This is a genomic window from Streptomyces sp. NPDC087420 (assembly GCF_044744165.1).
GTDB lineage: Bacteria > Actinomycetota > Actinomycetes > Streptomycetales > Streptomycetaceae > Streptomyces.
This window is the reverse complement of sequence record NZ_JBIUXU010000006.1, coordinates 327230-349917: the sequence shown is the minus strand read 5'-3', so window position 1 is coordinate 349917 and position 22688 is coordinate 327230. Positions and strand designations below refer to the sequence as shown.

Annotated in this window: 18 protein-coding genes; 4 read left to right on the top strand and 14 right to left on the bottom strand. The window is 70.4% G+C overall.

Translation table 11 applies throughout. The features are described from left to right. Window positions 1-44: 44 nt before the first annotated feature. Window positions 45-1553: a GMC family oxidoreductase gene (locus ACIO1C_RS14845; protein ID WP_401862893.1), complete on the bottom strand. Its 1509-nt coding sequence runs from the start codon at window positions 1551-1553 to the stop codon at window positions 45-47. A 14-nt stretch (window positions 1554-1567) separates the two neighbouring features. Then, entirely contained in the window at window positions 1568-2437 is an 870-nt protein-coding gene (locus ACIO1C_RS14840; RefSeq protein WP_401862890.1) for an alpha/beta fold hydrolase, read from the bottom strand. Window positions 2438-2689: 252 nt separating this feature from the next. Between ACIO1C_RS14840 and ACIO1C_RS14835 the strand changes: the two genes are divergently transcribed. Further along, on the top strand, window positions 2690-3451 hold the full coding sequence (locus ACIO1C_RS14835) for an SDR family NAD(P)-dependent oxidoreductase (RefSeq protein ID WP_401862887.1): 762 nt from the start codon (window positions 2690-2692) through the stop codon (window positions 3449-3451). A gap of 101 nt (window positions 3452-3552) precedes the next feature. On the opposite strand, the gene ACIO1C_RS14830 is transcribed toward ACIO1C_RS14835, so the two are convergent. Next, on the bottom strand, window positions 3553-4383 hold the full coding sequence (locus ACIO1C_RS14830; protein WP_401862885.1) for an alpha/beta hydrolase: 831 nt from the start codon (window positions 4381-4383) through the stop codon (window positions 3553-3555). Between the two features lie 195 nt (window positions 4384-4578). Beyond that, window positions 4579-5373 (bottom strand): SDR family NAD(P)-dependent oxidoreductase, encoded by a 795-nt coding sequence (locus ACIO1C_RS14825; RefSeq protein WP_401862883.1) that lies wholly within the window; start codon window positions 5371-5373, stop codon window positions 4579-4581. Between the two features lie 124 nt (window positions 5374-5497). Between ACIO1C_RS14825 and ACIO1C_RS14820 the strand changes: the two genes are divergently transcribed. After that, complete coding sequence (locus ACIO1C_RS14820; RefSeq protein WP_401862880.1) at window positions 5498-5974, top strand: winged helix-turn-helix transcriptional regulator; 477 nt, start codon at window positions 5498-5500, stop codon at window positions 5972-5974. Between the two features lie 18 nt (window positions 5975-5992). On the opposite strand, the gene ACIO1C_RS14815 is transcribed toward ACIO1C_RS14820, so the two are convergent. The 10 genes from ACIO1C_RS14815 to ACIO1C_RS14770 all read right to left on the bottom strand — a co-directional run bounded on the left by ACIO1C_RS14815 (window position 5993) and on the right by ACIO1C_RS14770 (window position 18154). Beyond that, the gene (locus tag ACIO1C_RS14815; RefSeq protein ID WP_401862878.1) at window positions 5993-6847 is read right to left on the bottom strand and encodes an alpha/beta fold hydrolase; all 855 of its coding nucleotides are present in this window, start codon (window positions 6845-6847) and stop codon (window positions 5993-5995) included. 224 nt (window positions 6848-7071) lie between these two features. Beyond that, window positions 7072-8499, bottom strand: a complete 1428-nt coding sequence (locus ACIO1C_RS14810; RefSeq protein WP_401862876.1) for a pyridoxal phosphate-dependent decarboxylase family protein — start codon at window positions 8497-8499, stop codon at window positions 7072-7074. A gap of 177 nt (window positions 8500-8676) precedes the next feature. Continuing rightward, window positions 8677-10599 (bottom strand): hypothetical protein, encoded by a 1923-nt coding sequence (locus ACIO1C_RS14805; RefSeq protein WP_401862873.1) that lies wholly within the window; start codon window positions 10597-10599, stop codon window positions 8677-8679. A gap of 9 nt (window positions 10600-10608) precedes the next feature. Next, the gene (locus ACIO1C_RS14800; RefSeq protein ID WP_401862872.1) at window positions 10609-11457 is read right to left on the bottom strand and encodes a ribokinase; all 849 of its coding nucleotides are present in this window, start codon (window positions 11455-11457) and stop codon (window positions 10609-10611) included. Further along, a complete protein-coding gene (locus ACIO1C_RS14795; protein WP_401862869.1) occupies window positions 11454-12332 on the bottom strand; it encodes a carbohydrate ABC transporter permease in 879 nt (292 codons plus the stop codon). The genes ACIO1C_RS14800 and ACIO1C_RS14795 overlap by 4 nt, the downstream gene beginning before the upstream one ends. A gap of 2 nt (window positions 12333-12334) precedes the next feature. Beyond that, window positions 12335-13282 carry a carbohydrate ABC transporter permease gene (locus ACIO1C_RS14790; RefSeq protein ID WP_401862866.1) on the bottom strand — a complete coding sequence of 316 codons (948 nt, stop codon included), beginning with the start codon at window positions 13280-13282 and terminating at the stop codon, window positions 12335-12337. A 65-nt stretch (window positions 13283-13347) separates the two neighbouring features. Continuing rightward, window positions 13348-14709 (bottom strand): ABC transporter substrate-binding protein, encoded by a 1362-nt coding sequence (locus tag ACIO1C_RS14785; RefSeq protein WP_401862864.1) that lies wholly within the window; start codon window positions 14707-14709, stop codon window positions 13348-13350. Between the two features lie 33 nt (window positions 14710-14742). After that, a complete protein-coding gene (locus ACIO1C_RS14780; RefSeq protein ID WP_401862861.1) occupies window positions 14743-15747 on the bottom strand; it encodes a nucleoside hydrolase in 1005 nt (334 codons plus the stop codon). Further along, a complete protein-coding gene (locus tag ACIO1C_RS14775; protein WP_401862858.1) occupies window positions 15744-17066 on the bottom strand; it encodes an ADP-ribosylglycohydrolase family protein in 1323 nt (440 codons plus the stop codon). Before ACIO1C_RS14775 ends, ACIO1C_RS14780 begins: the two co-directional genes overlap by 4 nt. A gap of 14 nt (window positions 17067-17080) precedes the next feature. Then, a complete protein-coding gene (locus ACIO1C_RS14770) occupies window positions 17081-18154 on the bottom strand; it encodes a LacI family DNA-binding transcriptional regulator (protein ID WP_401862856.1) in 1074 nt (357 codons plus the stop codon). A gap of 284 nt (window positions 18155-18438) precedes the next feature. On the opposite strand from ACIO1C_RS14770, the gene ACIO1C_RS14765 reads away from it, so the two are divergent. Continuing rightward, complete coding sequence (locus ACIO1C_RS14765; RefSeq protein WP_401862854.1) at window positions 18439-19347, top strand: LysR family transcriptional regulator; 909 nt, start codon at window positions 18439-18441, stop codon at window positions 19345-19347. Between the two features lie 105 nt (window positions 19348-19452). After that, the gene (locus ACIO1C_RS14760; RefSeq protein WP_401862851.1) at window positions 19453-22617 is read left to right on the top strand and encodes a discoidin domain-containing protein; all 3165 of its coding nucleotides are present in this window, start codon (window positions 19453-19455) and stop codon (window positions 22615-22617) included. Window positions 22618-22688 lie beyond the last annotated feature (71 nt).

Here is a 22688-nt window from a genome sequence, read left to right as displayed (position 1 = left end):
GAAGGAGCGGGGAAGGCGGCGGAGGAGGAAGCGGAGGAAAAGGTTCAGAATTCCTCCCCCCGGATCAGGGCGGCGGCCCTCTCCGCGATCGCGTAGACGGTCGCGTTGGTGTTGGCCGACACGATGGAGGGCATGACCGAGGCGTCGGCCACACGCAGTCCGCCGATTCCCTGGACCCGCAGGTGGGTGTCGACCACGGCGTTGTCGTCCACGCCGATGCGGCAGGTCCCCACGGGATGCATGTAGGTGAGGAGACTGCGGCGCGCGTACTCACGCAGCGACGCCGCGTCCCGGACCTCGGGTCCCGGGGCGATCTCCTTGCCCCGCCAGGGCGCCAGGGCCTTCGCGCCGCCGATCTCCCGCGCGACGCGCAGGCCCGCCACGACCACGTCCAGGTCGCGGGGGTCGTCGTAGTAGTGCGGGTCGATGCGCGGCCGGTCGGCGGGGTTGTCGCTGCGCAGCAGCAGCGACCCGCGGCTGTGCGGCAGCATCGCGGAGACGAGGACGGCGTAGCCCTGGGGACCGGGCAGTGCGGGTCCGTACAGCGCGATGTCGGAGAACACGAGCTGGAGGTCCGGCGCTTCCGCGCCCGGCCCGCTCCTGAGGAGTCCGATGGCGCCCGCGTGGTTGTGCTCCATCGGCGGCAGGGGCCGCGCCGGCTCGTAGGCGACCTGGGACAGGGCGTGGTCGTGCAGGTTGGCGCCCACACCGGGGACGTCGCGCACGAGATCGATGCCCAGGTCGGTCAGGTGGGCCCTGGGTCCGATGCCGGACAGCAGCAGGAGTTTCGCGGACCCGACGGTACCGGCGGTGAGGATGATCTCCTCGCGGCCCCGCGCCCGGTGCGGTGTGTCGCCGATACGGTAATCCACGCCGGTGGCACGGCCGTTGGTGACGGTGACCCGGGACACCGTCGCGTCCGTCACGACAGTGAGGTTGGGGCGCGCGAGCGCCGGTGCGAGGTAGGCGTCGGCGGCGCTCTGCCGCTTCCCGTTCACGATGGACAGGTCGGTGGGGCCGAAGCCCGTTTGCACACCGCCGCTGATGTCGGCGGCGAAGGGGTGGCCCACCTCCAGCGCGGCGGCCAGTTGTGCGGCGATGACCGGATGCAGGGGGTCGGCGGGGGCGGGCCGCAGCGGCCCTTCCGTACCGCGTATCGCGGGGTCGCGCCCTTCGGTGCGTTCGCTGCGCTTGAAGTACGGGAGGAGGTCGTCGTATCCCCAGCCCTTCGCGCCCGCGGCCACCCAGGCGTCGTAGCTGGACCTGTGCCCCCGTACGAAGAACATCGCGTTGGTGGAGGAGGACCCGCCCAGGCCGCGTCCCCGGGGCAGGTGCATCGGCAGGCCGTTGGTCTGCACCTCGGTGGAATCGGACCAGTCCACCGAGGAGCCGAGGAGCATCGGCCACGCGGGAGGCACGGAGGTGAGGTCCGGCAGCCGCGCGCTGCCGGCCTCGATCAGGAGAACACTGCTGTCGGGATGCTCGGACAGCCGTGACGCCACCACACATCCCGCGCTGCCCGCGCCCACCACTATGTAGTCGTAATCGTTCATGTCGGCTCCCGTTCTCAGGACTCGGACCGGGATCGGCCGAGGAAGGTGTTGACGTCGGTGGCGTAGCGCTCGGGGTACTGGAACAGCGAGGCGTGGGAGGCGTCCTCGTAGATATGAAGTTCGGCGCCGGGGATCAGACCCGCCATCAGATGGCTGTTGGGGGTCGGGATCATCAGGTCGTTGTCGCCCTGGGTGATCAGTGTGGGCTGGGTGATGGCCCGCAGCCGCGACAGAGCGGCGTGGTCCGGGACACCCCATTCGACGATGGCGTCGTACTGCGCGTCGCGGGCGGCGAGTGTGGTGAAGATGTCGCGCTCCTCGGTCCTGGCGAGGAAACGCCCCAGGTACTCCATGCCCTTGGCCTGGCTGGAGTCGGTGTGGGCGAAGAAGATGTAGAGCAGGTCCTCGCCCCCGAGGTCGGGGTTACGGGCGTGGTCGGCGATGTCCTTCCGCCAGCCGTGCATGTCGACCCCGCCTCTGGGCCCGGTGCCGGTGAGGACGAGCCTGCGTACCAGTGGCGGACGGATCAGCGCGACCTCCTGGGCCACGAAGCCGCCCAGGGAGAAGCCGAGCAGGTCGACGGTCTCCAGGCCGAGCGCGTCGGTGAACGCGATGACGTCACGGGCCATCTCGGTCACGGTGGCCGGCACCGTACCGCTGGACAGTCCCACACCCCGGTTGTCCAGCAGGATCACCTCACGCTCGGCGGCGATCGCGTCGACCACCGCGGGGTCCCAGTTGTCGATGTCACCGCGGAAGTGCTGGAGGAACAGCACCGGTGTCCCGGACTCCCGGCCGAAGCGCCGGTAGGCGAAACGCACTCCGTTGGGAGCGTCGACGAATTGATTCTTCGCGGTGTGCTGCGTGACGGACGTGACGGACATGAGGTCTCATCTCTCTTGTCTCTTCGGGCAGGAATTCCGCGGCCCTCGGCTGAACTCTCGCCGCGCTCGCCCCCCGCGCGCATCAGTCAAATGGCCACGAGAGATTCGCTCGCCGCCCCGGCCCGGGAGAGGAAACCGCAGTCTCCCGGGCAGTCGTTCGACCTATGCGGACCGAGCCCGGTCGCGCCGAGGCTGGACGTGTGGTCAAGTGCGCGTCGTACTCCTCGCCGCGCCCACGGTCCGCGGAGGAGCATGATGTCGAAGATCGTCCTGGTGACCGGAGCCTCCGGTGCCCTCGGGGGAGCGACCGCCGAGGCGCTGGCCGACGCCGGTCACGTCGTCTACGCCGGAATCGGGTACGCCGACACCTGGCCGGCGCCGGACGGCGGGCGGCTGCGCCCGGTGACCGTCGACGTGGCCGACCAGCGCTCGGTCACCGCCGCGGTCGGCGGCATCGTGAAGGAGGCCGGGCGGATCGACGTCGTCGTCCACACCATGGGCCCCGTGCCCAGAGGCCCCGTCGAGTCCTTCACCCCGTACCAGCTGGCGCGGATCTACGACGCGCACGTGCTGTCCGCCCAGCGGGTGAACCGGGCGGTGCTGCCGCAGATGCGTGAGCGCCGGGACGGTGTGCTGGTCTGGATCCTCACGTCCGGGAACGCGGGCGACACCCCCTATCTGGCGCTGCACTCCGGGGCCGTCGCCGTGACCGGTCACCTCGCCGAGAGCTACGCGAAGGAGCTGGCCGGCTTCGGGGTGGGGAGCGCGATCATCGTGTCCGGCTCCCTGGTGCCCGACACCGGCGAGCGGTTCCGGCCGGTGTGTCCTGACGACCTGGAGACCGCCGAGGCGTACGAGGCCCGGTGTCCCGGCCTGGTCGCCCGGGTGGACGCGCGGCTGGCCGCGCAGGCCGTCACCGGCGCGGAAGCGGAGCGGGTGGCGCAGGCCGTTGTCGCCGTGGTGGGCGGCCCGGAGGGCGGTTTTCCGCTCCGCGTCGTGATCGGTACGGCGTGACCGAGGGCACCCGGTGAGAGACCGGTACGCCGTGGGAGACCGCGGCCCCGCCACCGGCAGGGGGGCCGGGCGGGTCTCCCGTCCGGCCCCCGTCCCGGGTGTCAGTCGTTCCGTACGGCCCTGAGGATCACGTCCGTGACCGCGTCCGGGTCGGAGACCATCGACAGGTGCGGAGCCTTCACACTGACGGTGTGGGAGTGGGCCCGTGCGGTCATGAACCGCTGCTCCGCCGGGGGGATGACCTCGTCCTCGGTGCCGATGAGGGCCCAGGAGGGGATCTTCTTCCAGGCCGGCTTTCCCGAGGGCTCGTCGAGGGTGCTCGCCGCGAGCGGGCGCTGCCCGGCCGCCAGCACCGCGGCCTTGTTGAGCGGGACGCCGCCGGCGAAGATCTGCGGGAACAGGTTCTGCTTCACGTACAGATCGGCGTCGCCGTCGCTGCCCGGGATCGGCACGGCGTCGAAGACGGTGCTGGGATCGGGAACGGCCAGCGCCGATCCCGGCTCGGCCGCGCTCAGCTCGCCCGCCGTCTCCCCCTCGGCGGGGATGAAGGCGTCGATGAAGACCAGGGACTTGATGTTCTTGATGCCCGTCGCGGCGTTCGAGATGACAAACCCACCGTAGGAGTGGCCGGCCAGCACCACAGGGCCCGTGAGCGTCTCCAGGTACGCCCGCAGGTTGGCGGAGTCCGTGGCGACTCCCCGCAGGGTGTTGGGCGGAGCCTTGACGGTGAAGCCCCGGTCCTGGAGGCGTTCGGTGACGGCGGCCCAGCTGGAGGCGTCCGCCCATGCTCCGTGGACCAGGACGATGGTGGGCGTACGACCGTGCGAAGGGCCGGCGGACTCGGCGTTGCCGGTGGTCGCGGAACCCAGGGTCAGAGTGACCGCGGCGGCCGCTGCCAGCACACTGAGGGCGATTTTTCGCTTTTCCTTCATGGGCGACTCTCTTTTCGTGAAGTTCGACTACCGAATGTCCCCGCCCGTGATCGACGGCGTCAGATTACTTTCACCATCCGGAAAACCGCCCGCCCGGCTGGGGAGTTCACCCAAGTTCAGTCGAACGGCCGCGCGAGCGAGCCCCGGACCGTTTGTCGGTCCGGGGCTCACGGGCAGTCGGTGTCGGTCGCGGTGTCAGTCGCGGTAGCGCTCCGCGGGAACGTCGCGCGACATGATGGGGGCGACGGCGTCCCGCGCCTCTTCGTAGGCGTTCCAGGCCGCGACGTCCACCAGGGACGGGATGGTGACGTCCTCCCCCGCGTCGAGTCCAGCCAGCGCGGCGTCCACGGCGTCCTCGGGCGTCATGACGTTCGCGGCGGGGAAGTTGGACAGCTCGACACCGGATCCGTCCCAGAACCCGGTGGACATCGCGCCGGGGACGACCACCTGCACCCGGACGCCCGTACCGGACAGCTCCTGCTGGAGGGCCTGGCTGAAGGTCAGCACATAGCTCTTCGTGGCGCTGTAGACCGAGCTGACCGGCTGGATCCAGAACGCCATGGCGGAGGAGATGTTCACGATCGTCCCCTGTCCGCGCCGCGTCATGCCGCTCAGCGCGGCCACCGCGAGGCGGGTGGTGGCGGTGACGTTGAGGGCCACCTGCTCGTTGATCGCGTTCACGTCGAAGCCCGGGGTGGGCGCGAACGTGGCCGCCCCCGCCGCGTTGACCAGCAGGTCGAGCGACTCGTCGGTACGCAGCCGCTCCTCGACCTTCGCCAGCTGGGCCGCGTCGCCCAGATCCGCGACCAGGGTCCGCACGTCCACGTCGCTGTGCTCGGCGATGCTCGCGGCCACGTTCTTGATCTTTCCTTCGTTACGGCCCACCAGCACCAGGTCGTACCCGCGCTCGGCGAGCCTTCGGGCGTAGGCCTCACCGAACGGGGAGGAGGCTCCTGTGATGACAGCGGTCTTGGAGGCGTGTGCGGACATGATCGATTCCCATCTGGTGATGTCGTATGGTTGATATGGTTTGATTTCCAAACCGCAAGCCGATGATCGAACGCTAGCACGCCCTGGTCCGACTTTCAAACCACATTCGAGGTAGAGTGCGCTCATGCCCGTGATACGCATCGACCCGACCACCCTCGCCGGCCGCCCGTGCAGCCTCGCCTCCGCGCTCGAACTCGTAGGAGACCGCTGGTCGCTGCTCGTGGTGCGCGAGGTGTCCTTCGGCAACCACCGGTTCAGCCAGATCGCACGGAACACCGGAGCGCCGCGCGACCGCCTCTCGGCACGGCTGAAGGCCCTGGTCGAGGGAGGCATCCTCGAACGCAGGGCCGACCCCGAGGGCTCCCGTTATGAGGGGTACTACCTCACCGAGGCCGGCGAGGACCTCGGCCCCGCCGTCCTGATGCTGATGTCGTGGGGCGCCAAGTGGACCGTGACCTCGCCGCCGATGCGCCAGACGCACGACGACCACCCCCTGGCCCTCACCGCGACCTGCGCGACCTGCGGCCGTCTGGGCGGCGCCGACGAGGTCACCCACGACATGGCCGTCCCCCACTGGAACCTCGCCGGACCCGAGAAGTAGCGGACCCGCCCGCAGGGGTCAGCGGGTGCCGTTGGCCGCGCTTTCGATGAGGCCGGTGACCACGCCCGGGTCGGTGACCTGTGCGGCGTGCGGGGTGTTGGCCTCGACGGTGTGGGAATGGGCGCGGGCGGCCATGAAGCGTTCGGCGGCCGGCGGTATGAGGTGGTCGTCCTTGGAGACGAGGTACCAGGACGGGATGGTCTTCCAGGCAGGCGCGCCGGACGGCTCGCCCAGGGCCTGGGGGGTGGCGGGCCTCTGGGTGGCGGCGAGTTCGGCCGCCGCCCCGGCGCCCAGGTGGTCGCCGAAGAAGAGGTCGCGGTACTGGTCGGCCTTGACGTAGAGGTCGACTCCGCCGGTGCCGTCGGCGAGCGTGAAGGGCACCGGGTTGAGCGCGGTCGGGAGCGGGGCGGCGGGGTCGTCGGTGATGTGGGTGCCGGGGAACTTGGCCGTCAGGTCCGCCGCGCTCTCGCCCTTGTCGGGCGCGAAGGCGGAGATGTAGACGAGGGCCTTGACGTTGGTGTTGCCGGTGGCGGCGTCCGTGATGACCGATCCGCCGTAGGACTGGCCGACCAGGATGACCGGGCCCTGGATCGTCTTGAGGTAGGACGCCAGGTACGCCGAGTCGTCCGAGAGCCCGCGCAGCGCGGTGGGGGTGGCGGTGACCGGGTAGCCCTTGGCCTGGAGGCGCTCGACCACACCGCTCCAGCTCGCCGAGTCCGACCAGGCACCATGAACGAGGACAACGGTCGGCTTGGGCGCCGGGGCCGGGTGGTGGCCGGGCGTGGCCGACGCGAGGGTGGTGACGCCCGCGGCGAGGACAACCCCCACCGCCGAGCCGAGCAGGGTGATACGGAACTTACGGTTGTGAAGCACTGTTCCTCCTTGTGAGACGGCGCATCACCACGGATCCGCCTCGCCGCCCCGCGTACACACCGAACACGGGTCCTGCGGCGTTCTCACAAGCTCCCACCGGCCCCGCCCCACCGGCATCGGTCGAATGGCTGCTCCCCACCACCTACCCGGGCCCCACCACTCACTGGATGCGCGCCCCACGCATGGTCGTCCGACCTAGGGCGTGTCCGCGAAGGTTTGCGGGCCTAGGCCGCGACCAGGGTGGAGATGCGGTCGAGCAGCCCGTCGATCCGGTCGGCGTGCGTACGGTGCACGACGACGCAGACCCGTATGGTCTGGCGGCCGTCGGCGACGGTGCTCGACAGCAGCACCCGCGGGTCGTCGTTGATGCGGTCGAGCAGGTGCCGGGTGGCCCGGTCCGCCTCCTCCACGGCGTCCGCGCCGCTGTCGCGGGGACGGACCCGGAAGGCCACCGTGCTCAGCTCGGGACGCCAGGGGACTTCGAGGGCCGGCAGGCCGGCCAGCCGGTCGTGGACGCGCTCGGCGAGGTCGAGCTTCTCGTCGAGGGCGTCCCGGAAGGCGGCCACCCCGTGCAGGTGGAGCGGTATCCACGCGCGCAGGCCGCGGACCTCGTGGGTGAGTTCCGGCCCCAGGTGGGCGTAGTTGGGCAGTCCGTCGGCCGAACCGAGGTCTTGCAGATAGTCCCCCGTGCCCTCGTGGGCGGCGTAGAGCGTGGCGGGGTCACGTACGACGAGGGCTCCGGTGCCGAAGGGCAGGAACAGGGTCTTGTGGGGGTCGAGGGTGACGGAGTCGGCGCGTTCCGTTCCGGCCAGTCGCCGGCGCCCGCGTTCGGTGAGGCGGAAGAAGCCGCCGTAGGCCGCGTCCACGTGGAACCAGAGATCTTCGCGCTCCGCCAGACCGGCCAGGGCCGGCAGCGGGTCGACCGCCCCGGTGCCGGTGGTACCGGCAGAACCGACGAGCAGGAAGGGACGGAGTCCCGCCGCCCGGTCGGCGCTGATCATCGCCGCCGCCGCTTCGGTGTCCATCCGCAGGTCCGCGGTGCAGGGCACCGTACGGACGTTCCGGGCGGCGATTCCGGCGAGCCGGGCCGCCTTCGCCACGGAGTGGTGGGCGTACGCCGTGACGTAGGCGGTACCGCCGGTGAGGTCCTCGCCGAGTCGTTGGTGCCGGGCCGCGACCACCGCGGAGAACGTGGCCATGGAACCGCCGGTGGTCAGGAGCCCCGTACTGCCCTCGGGAAGTCCGCACACGTCCCTGGCCATCCAGCGCAGCACACTCTCCTCCAGGGCCGTCAGCGCCGGGGCGACCATGGCGAGGCTGCCGTACCGGTTGACGGCCCGGGTGTAGAACTCGGCCAGCGCGGAGCTGTAGAGACCCCCGCCGGGGACGTACGCCAGGTACCCGGGCCCCGCCGTCTCCAGGGAGCACTCCACCGCGCGCTCCAGCCGGTCGAGCAGCGCCGTGAGGTCCCCCGCCTCCTCGGGTGGTTCGGCGAGGAACGACTTCACCAGGTCCGCGGTCTCCTGTGGATCGGTGGTGTTGCCGGTCGGGCGGTCCGGGAGGCTCTCGACGAAGTCCATGACACGGCCGAGAACGAGTCCGCCCATCTCCCCCATGGCGGCACGGTCCGGTTCCAGCGGAAAAGAGTCCATACCTCATACGATTACATATCAGCCATATTGGCCGGAAGCCGCCCGGTCGGCGATCTTCCACCGACCGGAAGACGACGGCGATCTCAGCGGCCACGGGATCGTCCGTCCCGTGACCGCCGAGGTCGCCTCACTCACTGACGCCAGGTACTCGGGCGCGCGAGCGCCGGGGTGTCCCGGTCAGCTGATCTTCTGGAGTGTGACGTCGTCGACCGTCTGCCACGTGCTCACGCCGGACGGGCCGTAGTACCCGGCGTACAGGGACAGTTGGGTCGCCGTCCCGGGCTTCACCGTGAGGACGTAACGGTTCCAGCCGGGGCTGGTGCCGTGGCTGATCTCGTTGACCACGGTGCCCGTGGTCGTCTTGGCGCCGAGCCAGGCGTGATCGATGTTCCCGGAGTTCCTCACCCAGACCGTGAGCCGGTACGTGGCGCCGGCGGTGACGTTGACGGTCTGCTTGACCCCGCCCCAGTCCGTCGTGCCGCCGGAGGAGATCCAGGCGTTGTCCTGACCGGTGTGCGCCTTGCCCTGGGCGACATCCACGCCGTACGGCAGGCTGCCGTCGCCCGCCCAGGGGGTACTGGTCGCCGTGAGGGCCGTCTGCTGTTCAAAGCCACCGTCGGTCACGGCGTTCGCCCCCGCGGCCGGCGCGTTCTGCGCCTCGACCGCGCCGATGTCGGTGCCGAGGCCCACACTGCTGTTGTTGCCGTAGATGTCGGTGGTGGCCGTCGCCGCCGTGCCGTTGTCCTTGGCCGGGCTCGTCGGACCGGGCCGGTAGTCGCCGCCCGCGGTGTTGGTGAACTGGGGGTCGGCCGCCATGTCGCCGACACCCGGGGAGTAGCCGAGCGCGCCGTGGACGAGGTTGTGGTGGTGCGGCCAGTTGTAGTCGTAGAGGACCACACCCGACGTCAGGTAGAAGATGTTGTTGGTGAGGGAGAGCCAGGAGTCGGCCGCCGGGGGGCCTTCTTCCCGGTAGAAGTAGATCGCGAACTGCGTCTGGTTGTCGCCCCGGGCCCGTACGACCGTGTTGTGGTCGACCGTGTAGCCGGAGGGGTGCGTGGTGGTGTCGAAGGCCACGAACTGCTGGTAGTCGTCGCTGATGTTGTAGAGCAGGCTGACGTGGGAGCTGTTGGTCTCGGTCACCTCCAGGAACCCCTGCGAACCGGACGAAAAGTTGTGGTCGATCGTGATGTTGTTCTTGTCGTGGTCGAAGCCCTCGATCTCGACCGCGCCGCCGTCCGCTCCGTACGGGCTGTCGGTGGAACGGCAGTTGACGAACTGGTTGTAACTTACCTGGGCGTCGCTGTTGTTGATCGAGACACCGACGGCTCCGTAGGAGGTCTCGGTGCCGGAGTCCACGCCCCGGAAGGCGATCTTCAGGTCGTGGAACGAGTTGTGGTCGATCCGGGTGCTGGTGGCGTAGGTCTTGACCCCGATGCCGACCTGGGTGAACTCGTTGTCGTGGAGGTGCGCCGACGTGGCCGGGTCGGTGACCGCGATCGCGCCGCTGAGCTTGTACTTGGGGCCGGTGATGCCCTGTCCGTCCGCGTTGTCGAAGACAACACCGTTGGCGAACCGCAGCTGGGAGACGTCGATGTGCGTGCCCGCCAGCTGGAGCATGTTCCAGCCCGTGGGGTTGGACAGGGTCGGCGCGGCCCCGCTGCCGAACGCGGTGACGGTGATGGGGGCGGCGGCGGTGCCGGAGCCGTTCACGGTCGCGCTGCCGGTGAACGTCTGGCCCCGGCGCAGGGCGACCACGTCACCGGGTGACAGCGAGGCCGTGGTGACCCGGTTCAGTGTTTTCCAGGCGGTCGCGGTGGTGGTGCCCGCCGCGGTGTCGTTGCCGGACTGTGCGTCCAGGTAGTAGACCTTCCCGGTGCCCACGGGAGTGGGGTTGCCCGAGGTCTGGAGCCGGGCGCCGGTGGTCGGGGGCGGTACGGCCGCCGCCAGGGCCGGGGCCGGCGCGGCCTTCTTGGGAGGGGAGGTGGTGTCGGCGTGGGCCGGGACGGTCGCCGGGAAGGTGGCGAGAACGGCGACGACGAGACCTGCCGCGGTGTTCTGAAGGTGGCGTATACGGCGTGGTGCGTCGGCTCTGACGTGCACGCGATGCTCCTATCGGCTGGACCTTGGTGTCTGAATGGCCTGAGCTGCTGCCTGGGTTGCGTGGTGTGCGGCCTCGACCAGGCCGGTTCCGCGGGCGAGACGGGCCGCCGTGACGCCGGCGAACATGTCGCCCGCTCCCGTGGTGTCGGCCACCGCTGTGAGCCTCGGTGCGGGGAGGTGGGTCGTACGCCCGTTCTCCACGACGAGGGAACCGTCGGAGCCGAGGGTGATGATGACCGAAACACACTGCTTCGCAAGGATCTTCGCGGCGTCCGACGGTGTGTCGGTGGCCGTCAGGAAGTGTGCTTCGGTGAGATTTACCACGAGGGGGTCCGCCGCGGCAAGGACCTCTTCGGGCAGGGCCGCACTGGGGCTGGCGTTGAGCATCAGCCGTGCGCCGTGGGTGAGCGCCCACCGTGCCGTGGCCCCGGTGGTCGCGAGGGGGATCTCCTGCTGGGTGAGGACGACCTGGGGCGCGAGGACGTCGAGGGCGCGGGTGACGTCGTCCGGCAGCAGCAGGTAATTCGCCCCGGGCAGTACGGTGATGCTGTTCTCGCCGTCGGGCGTCACCGTGATCAGGGCGTGGCCGCTGGGTCCTTCCATGGCGAGGAACCGGGACGTGTCGACCCCGCGCCGTACCAGCTCGGCCTCCAGCAACCGCCCCGCGTCGTCGGATCCGCGGCGGCCGACGAACGACGTGGGTGTCACCGTGGCCGCCGCGGCGGCCTGGTTGAGGCCTTTTCCGCCGGGGTGCTGGAAGTAGCCGGTGCCGAGGACGGTTTCACCCGGGGCGGGGCGGCGCGGAGTGTGGGCGACGAGGTCGAGATTCGCGGATCCGACGACGGCTACGCGGGTCAATTCTTGCTCCCAGTGGTGGCGACCGATGCGACGAAGTAGCGCTGGAGACCGAGCAGGATCACCGCGGGAATGACCGCCAGCACCGCCGTCTCGGCGAAGACGCGGCCGTAGTCCGAACTGAACGCGGCGAAGGTCTTGGCGATGGCGACGGGCGCCACGTCATTGCCGTCGCTGGTGGTGACGAGGATGGGCCACAGATAGGCCTGCCACTGGAAGAGGAACAGGATGAGACCCGTACCGATGAGCGCCGGGCGTGTCAGGGGGAGGTAGATCCTGAGGAAGATGCGGGGCCACCCGGCCCCGTCCACCCGGGCGGCCTCGGCCAGCTCCGACGGGATGCCCAGGAAGAACTGACGGAGTGTGAAGATCGCCAGCCCGTTGCCGAGTCCGGGCAGGATCAGGGCGGGCATGTTGTTCGTGAGGCCCCAGTCGCTGAACGTGTGCGCCAGGGGGATGGCGATGGCCTCGAAGGGGACGAGGAAGCTCAGGACGACCATGCCGAAGACGATCTTCCGGCCCGGGAAGTCGACCACCGCCAGCGCGAAGGCGGCCATCGCCGAGATCACGATGCCGAGCACGACGGTCACCGCCGCGACGATCACACTGTTGGCGAGGTTGCGCAGGAAGCCGTTGTCGATCGCCGAGTGAAGGTTCTCAAGGGTCCAGTGAACGGGCCACAGCATGTGCCAGTTCATGGACGAGCTGTTGGCGAAGGTCTCCGTCGAGCTGCGGAACGTACTGGCGATGAGCCACAGGACCGGCAGCAGGAAGGCGAGCGCCACGACGAGGGCGACGGCGGTCAGGACAACGCGGCCGGTACGGCCGCGCTTCCGCGCCACGTACGCACCGGGGTTCGGAGGCGGGGTGCGGTTCATGATCAGCTCTCCTCGGCGCTGCGCAGCAGCCGGAACTGGACCGCGACGATGACGATCATCAGAACGAGCAGGACGAGGAGTTCCGCCGCGGCGGTGTGCGGGTCGGACAGCTCGAAGCTGTTGTGGAAGATGTCGTACATGAGGAAGTTCGACTTTCCTTGCGGTCCCCCGTCGGTCAGGATCTGCATGGGCGCGAACAGGACGAAGTTCGAGACGGTGTCGGCGACCAGGACGAACAGCAGGGGCCGGCGGAGCAGGGGAAGGGTCACCGACCAGAAGCGGCGCAGGGGGCCCGCCCCGTCGATCGCGGCCGCTTCGTAGTACACGGTCGGTATGTCGTTGAGCCCGGCGATGAGGAAGATCATCCAGTATCCGACGCCGATCCAGCTGGCGATGAGGATGATGCTCCCGAGGACCTGTCCCTGTCCGGTGAGGAAGGGCTGCTGGTGGATGCCGACGGAGGTGAGGGCCGCGTTGACGGGGCCGTCCGGGCGCAGTGCGATGCCCCACACCACCGCGGAACCGGTCATCGGGACCGCGGCGGGCAGGAAGACCAGGGTGCGCCAGATGCCGGTGGCGGGGAGGTTCTGGGTGAGGAGCACCGCGAGGGCCAGCGCCAGCGCGATCTGGAGCGGGTTCACGATGACGTTGAAGATCAGCGTCTGCTGCACCGAGGACCAGAAGGCGTGGGACGAGAACAGGGCGGTGAAGTTGTCCAGCCCCACATAGCGCGGCGGCAGTGTGCTGCCGGGCAGACTCGTGTGGGTGGCGTCGTTCACGGCCTGGATGACCGGGATCAGCCGGAGTACGACGATGAGCGCGAGCGCGGGGGTCAGGAAGATCGCCGCCGCGCTGAGGTTGCCCACGAACCTGCGCCGCTGAAGTGTGCCCTTGGGGAGCGGGGGCGGTTTCGCCGCGCCGCTCTCCGGATGGTGTGTTGTCAGTGTCATTGCGGGTTGTCCCTCTCGCCGGCCGGGGCTCCATCGGCTCGCCCCGGCCGGTCGGCTCGCATGGGTCAGCGGTACTTCGCCCACGCCTGATTGATCGTGCTGGTGGCCGACGACAGCGCGCTCTTCGCCGAGGCGCCGTTACTGATGTCGTCGAAGGTCTTGGACAGCGTGTCCTCGAACTCGACGTAGCCGGTGGTCCTGGCACGCAGGGTGGCCGTGTTGGCCAGTTCGTACTTGGTCAGGTCCACGGCGCCCGCCATGCGGGGGTCCTTGAAGATCTTCTCGTCGTAGAAGCTCGCCGTACCCGCGGTGTTGGAGGGCGGTACCGCCAGGCTCGGCATGTACTGGGCGAAGCCGCCCTTGTCGAGCCCCATGAACTTCATGAAGATCTCGGAGGCGACCGCCTTCTTGCTCGCGGGGTTCAGCCCGAGGGACCAGCCGCCGGTGGGGGTGACCGCCTTGCCGCCCTTGAAGTACGGGTACGCGGTGACGCCGAAGTCCAGCTTGGAGTTCGCGGCGAACTTGGGGCCCCACCAGGGGCCGCCCGGGAAGAACGCGACCTGGCCGGAGGCGAAGAGGTCGGGGGTCTGTGCCACCGGTACGCCGCGCGGGGAGATCTTGTCCTTGAACAGCGACCCGTACCAGTCCATCGACTTTTCCCAGCCCGCGGTCCGGAGCGCGGGGGTCAGGTTCTTGTCACCACTGGCGCCCGAGCCGCCGCCGAGACTCTCGGCCAGGGGCTGCAACTGGTAGTACCGGTTGACCTGGTCGAAGACCAGTCCGTACTTGGCGCCGGACTGCTGGGTCTTCTTGGCGTCGGCGGTGACCGCTTCCCAGGTCAGGCGGTCGTCGGGCTTCGCCGAGGGGAAGGCGACGCCGGCCTTCTTGAGCAGCGCCTTGTTGTAGTAGAGGAGCTGGCTCGACGTCTGGTACGGCATGGTGACGAGCTTTCCGTCACTGGTCGCGGCGTCCAGGGAAGCCTTGTCGACCTGTCCCGCCAGGCCGGGGAACGCCTTGGACAGATCGGTGAGCCAGCCACGTGCCTGGTACGCGTCGGTACGGGGCATGTCGACGTCGTACACGTCGAGGGTCGCGTCCTTGCGGCTCAGGCGGGTGCTGAGGACGCTGTTGAACTGGTCGAACGGAACCGCCTGGTAGTTGACGGTGATGTTCGGGTGTTCCTGGTGGAAGGCCGCGAGGACCGGCTTGATGTCGTCGGCCGCGTAGGCGGCGCCGGCGTAGTTGATGGTGACCGGCGTGGTCGGATCCTTGAGGCCGCCGGCCGCGGTGAGACCCGCGGGCTGCTGGGTGCCGCCGGAGGAATCACCACCGGATCCGCAGCCGGTGATCAGCAGGGCCACGGCGATCGCGCCGCCGACGAGTGGTGTGGTCGCCCGGAGGGGGCGGGTAAGGACGGGGAACTTCATGACGGTCCTCTCTGACGGTCATGGGGATCGCGGTCAATCGCCGGCAGGAGTACCGGTAAGGCGATCGAGGAAGAGGCGGCCGAAGCCAGGCACGTCGGTGTCGACGGCGACCGAGGCGTTGGGGGGTCCGGGGGGTGGGGCGAGGGCGAGTCCGCGGTCGGCCACGACCAGGCCCCGGGCCAGCTCGCTGGTGGTGTCGGTGACGACGTGCGCGTCGGCCCACGTACAGAGGGACGGGTCGAGGAACGCCGCCACCACGAGGGGATCGTGCAGGAAACACGCGTCCCGGTGTTCTTCGCGCAGCGGGAAGGCCCTGGACAGGAAGTCGATCCAGGCCAGCGCGCACTCGCCGGCCCAGCGGCCGAAGGAGTCCCCGCGCGACAGGACCGCGGCGTCGTCCCGGGTGAGCCGCACGCGGGAGGTCTGGTCGATGCCCACCATACGGAGCGGGGCGCCACTGGCCAGGACGATCGCGAGGGCCTCGGGGTCGACGTAGGCGTTGAAGTCGCCGACGACGGTGATGTTCTGGGCGTACCCGGTGGCGGAGCCCGCCATCATGATGATCTCCGCCACGTTCCCGGCGAATCCCGGGTCGAGGCGCAGCGCCAGCGCGAGGTTGGTCATGGGGCCGATGGCGACCACCGAGATCTCGCCGGGGTACGTGGCCACCAGCTCCACCAGGTACTCGGCGGCCGTGACGTCGCTCGTCGGTCCGATCCGGTCCTCCGCCGCCGTCCGGACCGGATGGTCTCCGGCCACGTCGTCGAACAGCGCCCGGACGGGAGCCATGTCGCGCAGCAGCGGACGGTCGGCGCCGCGCAGGACCGGCAGGTCAGGGTGGCCGAGGCGCTCGACGAGACGCCTCGCGACATCGACTCCCGTGTCGACGTCGACGTTGCCGTTGACGACGGTCAGCGCCTCGACGGTCAGTTCCGGCGAGCGCAGGGCGAGCGCGATGGCCAGGCCGTCGTCGATGTCGGATCCGGGTTCGCCCAGACCGGGGTCGGTGTCGATCACGATCCTGCGGGTGGCGGTCATGCGAGCACTTCCTGTTCGAAGGCGACACGGACGGCTTCTGTCCGTGCGGCGAGTTCGGCGACGGTGATCCGGTCGAAGCCCTGGACGGCGCTGCGGACCACTCCACCGGTCGGTTCCACCAGCCGGGCGGGGACGGCGCCGGGCCCGTGCAGGGCGCCGAACACACTGCCGACGGTGGCCGCGGTCGAGTCGGTGTCACGACCGGCGCCGACGGCGAGGGCGACCGTACGGACGAAGTCGCCCTCGCCCCACAACAGTGCCGCGGCGATGATGGCGGCGTTGTTGACGGTGTGGACCCAGTTGTAGCCGCCCAGCTCCTGGTCGATCCAGTCCTGCGCCGCCTGGGCGGTGGCACCCTCGTCGAACAGGCGCAGCACCCCGGCCTGGCTCGCGTGGAGCCGGGAGCGCGGGGGGACGACGGTGAGGGCGGCCCGCAGGGCGTCGGCCGGCTCGGTGACGACCAGGGCCTCGGCGACCAGTGCGGCCGACCACATCGCGCCGTAGATCCCGTTGGCGGTGTGGGACAGGACCGCGTCGGTCAGCGCCATCCTCGCCGCGGCACGTGGGTCGCCCGGCTGGACGTAGCCGTAGATGTCGGTACGGATCAGCGCACCGATCCACTCACGGTACGGGTTGTCGTGCGTGGCCGTCTCCGGTGTCCGGAGGCCGTGGATGAGGTTGCGGTACGCGGCGCGCTCGGCCGTGAAGGTCTGGGTGAAGGGGATGCGGTCGAGCCACTCGTGGCCGATGTCCTCCGTCGTGAGGCCGCGCCCGTACGTCTCCAGCAGGTGCAGGCCGAGGATCGTCCAGTCCAGGTCGTCGTCCCGGGGGACGGCGTCGAAGCGGCCGGCCGCCGCGAAGGGGGCTGATTCGTGCAGGTGGCTGACCCCGGCGGGCAGCTCGTCCAGCAGCGGGATGAAGCCGGTCTGGGGCCACTGACCGGTGGCCCGCAGGTAGATGCCGACCTCGTCCCGGGTCAGTCCCTCGACGGGCTTGCCCATCGTGTTGGCCACACACCGTCCCAGCCAGGCACCTGCCAGGCGGGTGGGGAGCTCTCCCCCGGCGACGGGCCGGGCGGGCGCCGTCGGCGGGGCGAGGGCCGCCCATATCTCCTCGGCGTCGGACGGTTCGTCGAAGTCCCAGCCCGGGGAGCGCCGCAGTGCGGCGAGCGCCTCCGCGAGGGAGGCCAGTTCCGCGAGGTCGTCGGCCGCGGCGGCCCGGCGGGCCGCGTCCAGCAGCTCTCCGGCCGCGTACCCCGAGGACAGAAGCTGTTCGGCTTCGTCGGGGACGAGATCGCGTGGGTCAAGTACGTCGTGCACGAGCGGTGAGCTCCTCAGGCAGATTCGCGATGAACGAGGTGGTGCTGGACCAGAACGCGGCGGGGCGTCTGGGACGGAGCGTCTATGCGGGCGAGCAGCAGCTCTCCCGCCACCCGCCCGATCTCCTGGGCCGGGACCCGCACGGTGGTCAGGGAGGGGCTGACGAGGCTGGCCGCGTCGATGTCGTCCACGCCCAGTACGGCGACGTCGGAGGGGACCGACAGGCCGAGCGCGCGGGCCGCGTCGAGCGCGCCGATCGCCATGAGGTCGTTGGCGCAGAACACCGCCGTGGGCCGTCGCTCCAGGTCCATCAGCTGGTGCATCGCCTTGGCCCCGGACTCCCGCGTCCAGTCCCCCACCGCCTCGGCGGCCCGCAGCGGCCGCAGGCCGTGGTCGCGCAGAGCCTGCCGGTAGCCGTCGAGGCGCGCGGAACCGGGAGCGACCCTGACGGGCCCGGAGATGATGCCCAGCGTCCGGTGGCCCTGACCGTGCAGGTAGGCGACCGCGTCGGCGGCGATCCTCTCGTCGTCGGAGGACACCACGTCGGTCGACGTCCCGTGCCGGGGTGAGCCGACCGTCACCACCCGTGCGCCCGAGGCGAGCAGGGGTTCCAGCAGCCGGTCCGGTACGTCGACGGCGGCCACGACCACTCCGTCGACACGGCGCTGAACGGCCTCGTTGAGGAAGGCCTCGATCGGTGGTGTGCCGGCGCCGACGTCGGCCAGCAGGACGACGTAGTCACGCCCGCCGACCGCTTGCTGGAGCCCCCGGGCGAGAGCGGGGTAGAACGGGTTGGTCAGGTCCTGGACGACCAGGGCGACGGTCTGGCTGCGGCGTCCCGACAGGCCGAGTGCGAAGAAGTTCTGCTGGAACCCCATCTCCTCGACCGCCCGTGTGACCTTGCGGCGTGTGGCCTCGGAGACGGGGCGCCGGCCGGACAGGACGTGCGAGACGGTCGTCTTGCTCACCCCGGCCCGGGCGGCGACGTCGGAGATGGTCGCGGGCCCCTTAGCGGGCCCCTTTGATCTCTCGCCCTCCAAACCGGTTTGCGTGGGGATCCCCGCAGGCGCACCGCCCGTCTCCGTCATCTGTGCTCCTTCGATGCAAACCGGTTTGCGTACGAGAGCAACAGTCATCCAGATCCGGCCAGGAAGTCAAGAGGTGTGCTGTCTGAAATTCGACAATCAGGCTCATCGCGCGGTGTCCGAGAAGCGCGCGGTGTCCGAGAAGGTGGCGAGGCTCATGCCGTTTCCCTTCCTCCGGTGGCATGGTGGGGCAAGCTCCCCCCTCTCTCACACGGTCACACCGCACCGTCATCACGGCCAGCGATGTCTCGTGATGGGCATCAGCAGCGTGTGTGATACTCAGGGTCATGGAGCTACGCCACCTCGAATACTTCCTCGCGGTCGCCGACACCGGCAGCTTCACCCGGGCCGCGCGGGCCCTGCACGTGGTCCAGTCGGGGGTGTCGGCCACCGTCAAGGCGCTGGAGCGGGAGCTGGGCTCCGCCCTGTTCGTCCGGAGCTCCCACGCCGTCACACCGACCGCCGCCGGACGGGCCTTCCTGCCCCGGGCCCGGGAAACAGTCAGCGCCGCGAGCGCGGCCAAGGACGCCGTGCACCGGACCCGGGGGACACTTCAGGGCGAGGTGACGGTCGGCACGCTGACCTCGATCGACGTCACCGATCTCCCGGAACTGCTGAGCGTCTTCCGGGACAGGCACCCCGCGGTCACCGTACGGCTCAGGGCGGCGTCGGCGGGGTCGGCCGGGCTGGCGCGGCAGTTGCGCGACGGGCAGCTCGACGTGGCCTTCCTGTCCCTGCCGGGACCGGCCCCGGTCGGCCTGGACACCCGGCTGCTCGCCACCGCGCCTCTCTTCCTGTACGTGCCCCGCACCCATCCCCTCGCCGGGACGGGCCGGGTGTCGCTGGCCCAGCTGGGCGAGTTCCCCTTCGTCGACTCCCCGCAGGGTTTCGGCAACCGCGTCCTGGTCGACCGGGCGTTCGCCGCCGTGGGGGTCGAGAGGGAAGTGACCCTGGAGGTCGCGGACATCGGCACCGCCGTGCACTACATCCGCGCGGGGCTCGGGATCGGATTCCTCAGCCGCTTCCTCGTCGGCGACCACTCGGGCCTGGACGTCCTGGAGGTCGCCGACCACGAACTGCGCTGGCAACTCACGGTCGCCACCGCCGCGAACCGGCGCCCCAGCGCGACGACGGAAGCGTTCCTGGACCTGCTCAGGGAGCGCAATCCGGCACCGCGGGAACTCACGGGCCGATAAGACCGCCGCGGTCCCGTGCCGGCCGGACTCCTTGACGTCCCGGCGAAGGGGTCTAAGAATGAGCGCGCTTGACAACGTTGTCGAAGCCTCGTGCCCAGGAGGTGCATGCGCGTGACCCCACGACCGGCCGAACTCAACAGGCGCCGTTTCGCCCAACTCGCCGGCCTGACCGCCGCATTGACCGCAGTGCCGCTCTCCCTCGCCGAGGCCGGACCCGCCATGGCGTCCGGTCATCACAGAAAGAAGTCCCACGCCGCGCCGCCGGACGAGGTCGCCGCCGCGTACCACAAGGCGCTGCTCACGCACACCCGCTGGTCCGAGACGCAGTGGGACGCGGCCAAGGGCTACTACACCGCCAAGGACTTCGGGTTCGCGGTGGTCCTCGGCCATGCCGTCCTGCTCACCCGGGGCACCTACGACGCCGCGGAGACGGGCGTCGACAAGGAGACCCTGCGCTCGCGCACCCTCGCCACCCTCACGCACTTCGCCGCGTCGAACCGCCTGACCGGCGGCTCCGAATGGGGACGTACCCTCTTCTTCGACACCACGTTCCAGCTGTACTTCGTGCTCGCCGCCCGGCTCCTGTGGGACCAGCTGGACGACACGACCCGTAGCAACATCGACACCATCGTCCGCGCCCAGGCCGAATACACCACCGCGCTCGGCTCGGCCAACGACCCCGCCTCGGGCGGCTGGACGCCCAACGGCCTCACCGGCGGCCACGTGGGCGACACGAAGCTGGAGGAGATGGGCGTCTACGCCCAGTCCCTCGCGCCGGGTCTCGCCTGGGCCTCCGACGACGCGCGGTACAAGGCCTGGAGCGACGCCTTCGGCCGGTGGAGCCGCAACGAGGCGGGCCTGCCCGCCGCGGACCGCGCCAATCCCGCCCTCGTGGACGGTGTCGCGGTCAGCGCGAACACGGCGCAGAACCTGTACGACACGTTCATCGTCGAGAACCACAACTCCTTCGGACCGCACTACCAGGAGGAGCTGTGGCGTACGTCGGGGCGTAACGCGGCCCACTTCATCACCGCCGGGCGTCCCCTCCCCCAGGTCCTCACCGCGCAGCCCAACGCGGGGCCGCTCTGGGACACACTGCTCACCGTCATGAGTGACGCGGGCGAACCGCTGATGCCCATGGTCAACGACCGCGAGCACCTGTACGGGCGTGACGTCATCCCGATCGCCTTCCTGGCCCAGGTGCTGGGGGACCGGGCAGCGGCCCGCTCCGAAGCCGCGCTCGCCGAGCGCCTGGCCGCGTACCAGGCGTACGCGCCGGCCTACCGGCTCACCAAGTTCTCCGGCGAACCCAAGTACGAGCCGGAGGCCCGCGCCGAGGTCGCCATCAGTTATCTGCTGCACGAGTGGCGGGCCGCGCACGGCACGGCGGTCCGTCCCCTCACCGACGCGGAGCTGTTCGCGCGGGCGAGCGGGGTGAAGGACTTCGGCACCGGGCCCGGGCTGGTGGCACACCAGTCCCCCGCGGCCTGGGCCGCGGCCGTCAGCAAGCAGGGCTTCCTCAAGTTCTGCTGGCAGCCGGCGCACGACGACTGGCTGTTCTCGCTGAGCGGCACCACGCCCATGTTCCTGCCGTCGGTCGCGGGCGGTACGACCACACGTTCCGTCGCCACGTACCGCGAGGTCCGGGACGGATTCGACGGCAGTGCCTCGGTGTTCACCCTGGGCACCGGCTTCGCCGGATTCACCACCCTGCCCACCGGTGACGTCGTCTACGCGTCCAGTGGGGTCGCGGCGGGCGAGGGGCACATCGAGGTGTGGAACCTGACGATGCCGGGCGTTGCCGGGCTGGACGGCAGCCGTACGTACACGACCGCCGAGGGCAGCGTCAGCGTCACGGCCAAGGACGCGGGCACCGCGCCGCCGTCCACGACGGGGCGTACCGACGACCTCACCTTCACCCGGGCGTCGTACCGTCACGTGCGGGTCCAGGGCATCAGCCCCGATCCCCGGTACGGATACTCGCTGTTCGCGGTCGAGATACGCGACGGCGAAGCCGGCACCGACCTCGCACGGAGCGGTACGGCCACGGCCTCCTCCGCCGACCCCGGCAAGGGCGCGCCCCTGGCCGTGGACGGCGATCTCACCACCCGCTGGGCGGTGTCGCTCGCCGACCGTCCGAAGGCGGACAGCTGGCTCGCCGTCGATCTGGGCGCGGAGCGGAGCTTCGACCGGGTCACCCTGCGCTGGGAGGCGGCGGCCGGGCGGGGTTACGTGGTCCAGGGCTCGGCGGACGGGAAGGCGTGGACCGATCTCGTCAGGTATCCGCGCCCCCACCTCACCAGCAAGGGCGGCTGGGTCGACGTCGACGGCCGGGCCGGCTTTGTCGTGCGGGGTGCGAAGAACCCTCTCACGGTCTCCGACGACATCCTCGTCCTGTCCGACGGACCGGCCGAGCCGGTTGTCATCGAGGGGTACGTGAAGAAGACGGTGGCCGACGTGAAGGCCGCCGCCGCCCGCCCGGCGCCGGTCTCCGCCAGTACGGCGGTCAGGGCGAGCGTCGCCGGAGGACACCTGAGCCTCTTCAACCTGTCCGCCGCCGCGGTGAAGACCACCGTGTCCGTGGCACAGGACACGCGTACGGTCCACCTGTACGCGGGGATCCAGACCGTCACGGCGACCGGCACCGACCATGTCGCCCAGCTCGCCGCCGCGTCGGCCGTGATCGCACCCGCCCGGTTCACCCTGCGGCCGGGCTCGGGCACACGCGTCCCGGTGGGCGTGCGCGCCGAGGTGGTCGACGCGGCGACGGTCGCGTTCTCGGGGCCGTCCTGCCAGCTCGTCCTGACCGCCGCGAGCGGCCAGGTCGTCCATGTCACCGTGCGGAGCGGGCGCACCGAGCGGGTGTCGGTGGCGGGCGTCACCGCCTATCCGCTCAACGACCTCGCGCTCGGGCGGATCACGTTCCCCACGGCCCCCCTGCCGTCCGGGATGTCCGATCCGGCGGCCGCGGTCGACGGTGACACCCACACCGCCTGGAACCCGGGCGCGGCGGGCCGGATGGTCGTGGACCTGGGCGCCGTGATCCCGGTCAGGGAGGTGCGGGTGGCGTGGACGAGCGGCCGGATCCCCACCTCCAAGGTGGAGTTCAGCACGGACGGGCTGACCTACACACCGGCGGGAACCCCGCGGGTCAGGAGCCGTACCGGCACACTGGCCACCTCGGCCGGCGCGCGCTATGTGGCGTTCGCCGTCCAAGGACGGGGTGCGAACGACGCCCGGGTGGTCTCGGTGTCCGTGCTCGGTTCGTGAACCACTGAGGCGTACGGCCCCGGGGTGGGCCCTCCCCGCGAACGGGAGGGCCCACCCCGGTGGCACTGCGT

Bases quoted from the DNA above. Each gene is read 5' to 3' on its own strand.
- ACIO1C_RS14845 (WP_401862893.1), bottom strand. From the start codon at position 1,553: ATGAACGATTACGACTACATAGTGGTGGGCGCGGGCAGCGCGGGATGT.
- ACIO1C_RS14840 (WP_401862890.1), bottom strand. From the start codon at position 2,437: ATGTCCGTCACGTCCGTCACGCAGCACACCGCGAAGAATCAATTCGTC.
- ACIO1C_RS14835 (WP_401862887.1), top strand. From the start codon at position 2,690: ATGATGTCGAAGATCGTCCTGGTGACCGGAGCCTCCGGTGCCCTCGGG.
- ACIO1C_RS14830 (WP_401862885.1), bottom strand. From the start codon at position 4,383: ATGAAGGAAAAGCGAAAAATCGCCCTCAGTGTGCTGGCAGCGGCCGCC.
- ACIO1C_RS14825 (WP_401862883.1), bottom strand. From the start codon at position 5,373: ATGTCCGCACACGCCTCCAAGACCGCTGTCATCACAGGAGCCTCCTCC.
- ACIO1C_RS14820 (WP_401862880.1), top strand. From the start codon at position 5,498: ATGCCCGTGATACGCATCGACCCGACCACCCTCGCCGGCCGCCCGTGC.
- ACIO1C_RS14810 (WP_401862876.1), bottom strand. From the start codon at position 8,499: ATGGACTCTTTTCCGCTGGAACCGGACCGTGCCGCCATGGGGGAGATG.
- ACIO1C_RS14795 (WP_401862869.1), bottom strand. From the start codon at position 12,332: ATGAACCGCACCCCGCCTCCGAACCCCGGTGCGTACGTGGCGCGGAAG.
- ACIO1C_RS14790 (WP_401862866.1), bottom strand. From the start codon at position 13,282: ATGACACTGACAACACACCATCCGGAGAGCGGCGCGGCGAAACCGCCC.
- ACIO1C_RS14785 (WP_401862864.1), bottom strand. From the start codon at position 14,709: ATGAAGTTCCCCGTCCTTACCCGCCCCCTCCGGGCGACCACACCACTC.
- ACIO1C_RS14780 (WP_401862861.1), bottom strand. From the start codon at position 15,747: ATGACCGCCACCCGCAGGATCGTGATCGACACCGACCCCGGTCTGGGC.
- ACIO1C_RS14770 (WP_401862856.1), bottom strand. From the start codon at position 18,154: ATGACGGAGACGGGCGGTGCGCCTGCGGGGATCCCCACGCAAACCGGT.
- ACIO1C_RS14765 (WP_401862854.1), top strand. From the start codon at position 18,439: ATGGAGCTACGCCACCTCGAATACTTCCTCGCGGTCGCCGACACCGGC.
- ACIO1C_RS14760 (WP_401862851.1), top strand. From the start codon at position 19,453: ATGCGCGTGACCCCACGACCGGCCGAACTCAACAGGCGCCGTTTCGCC.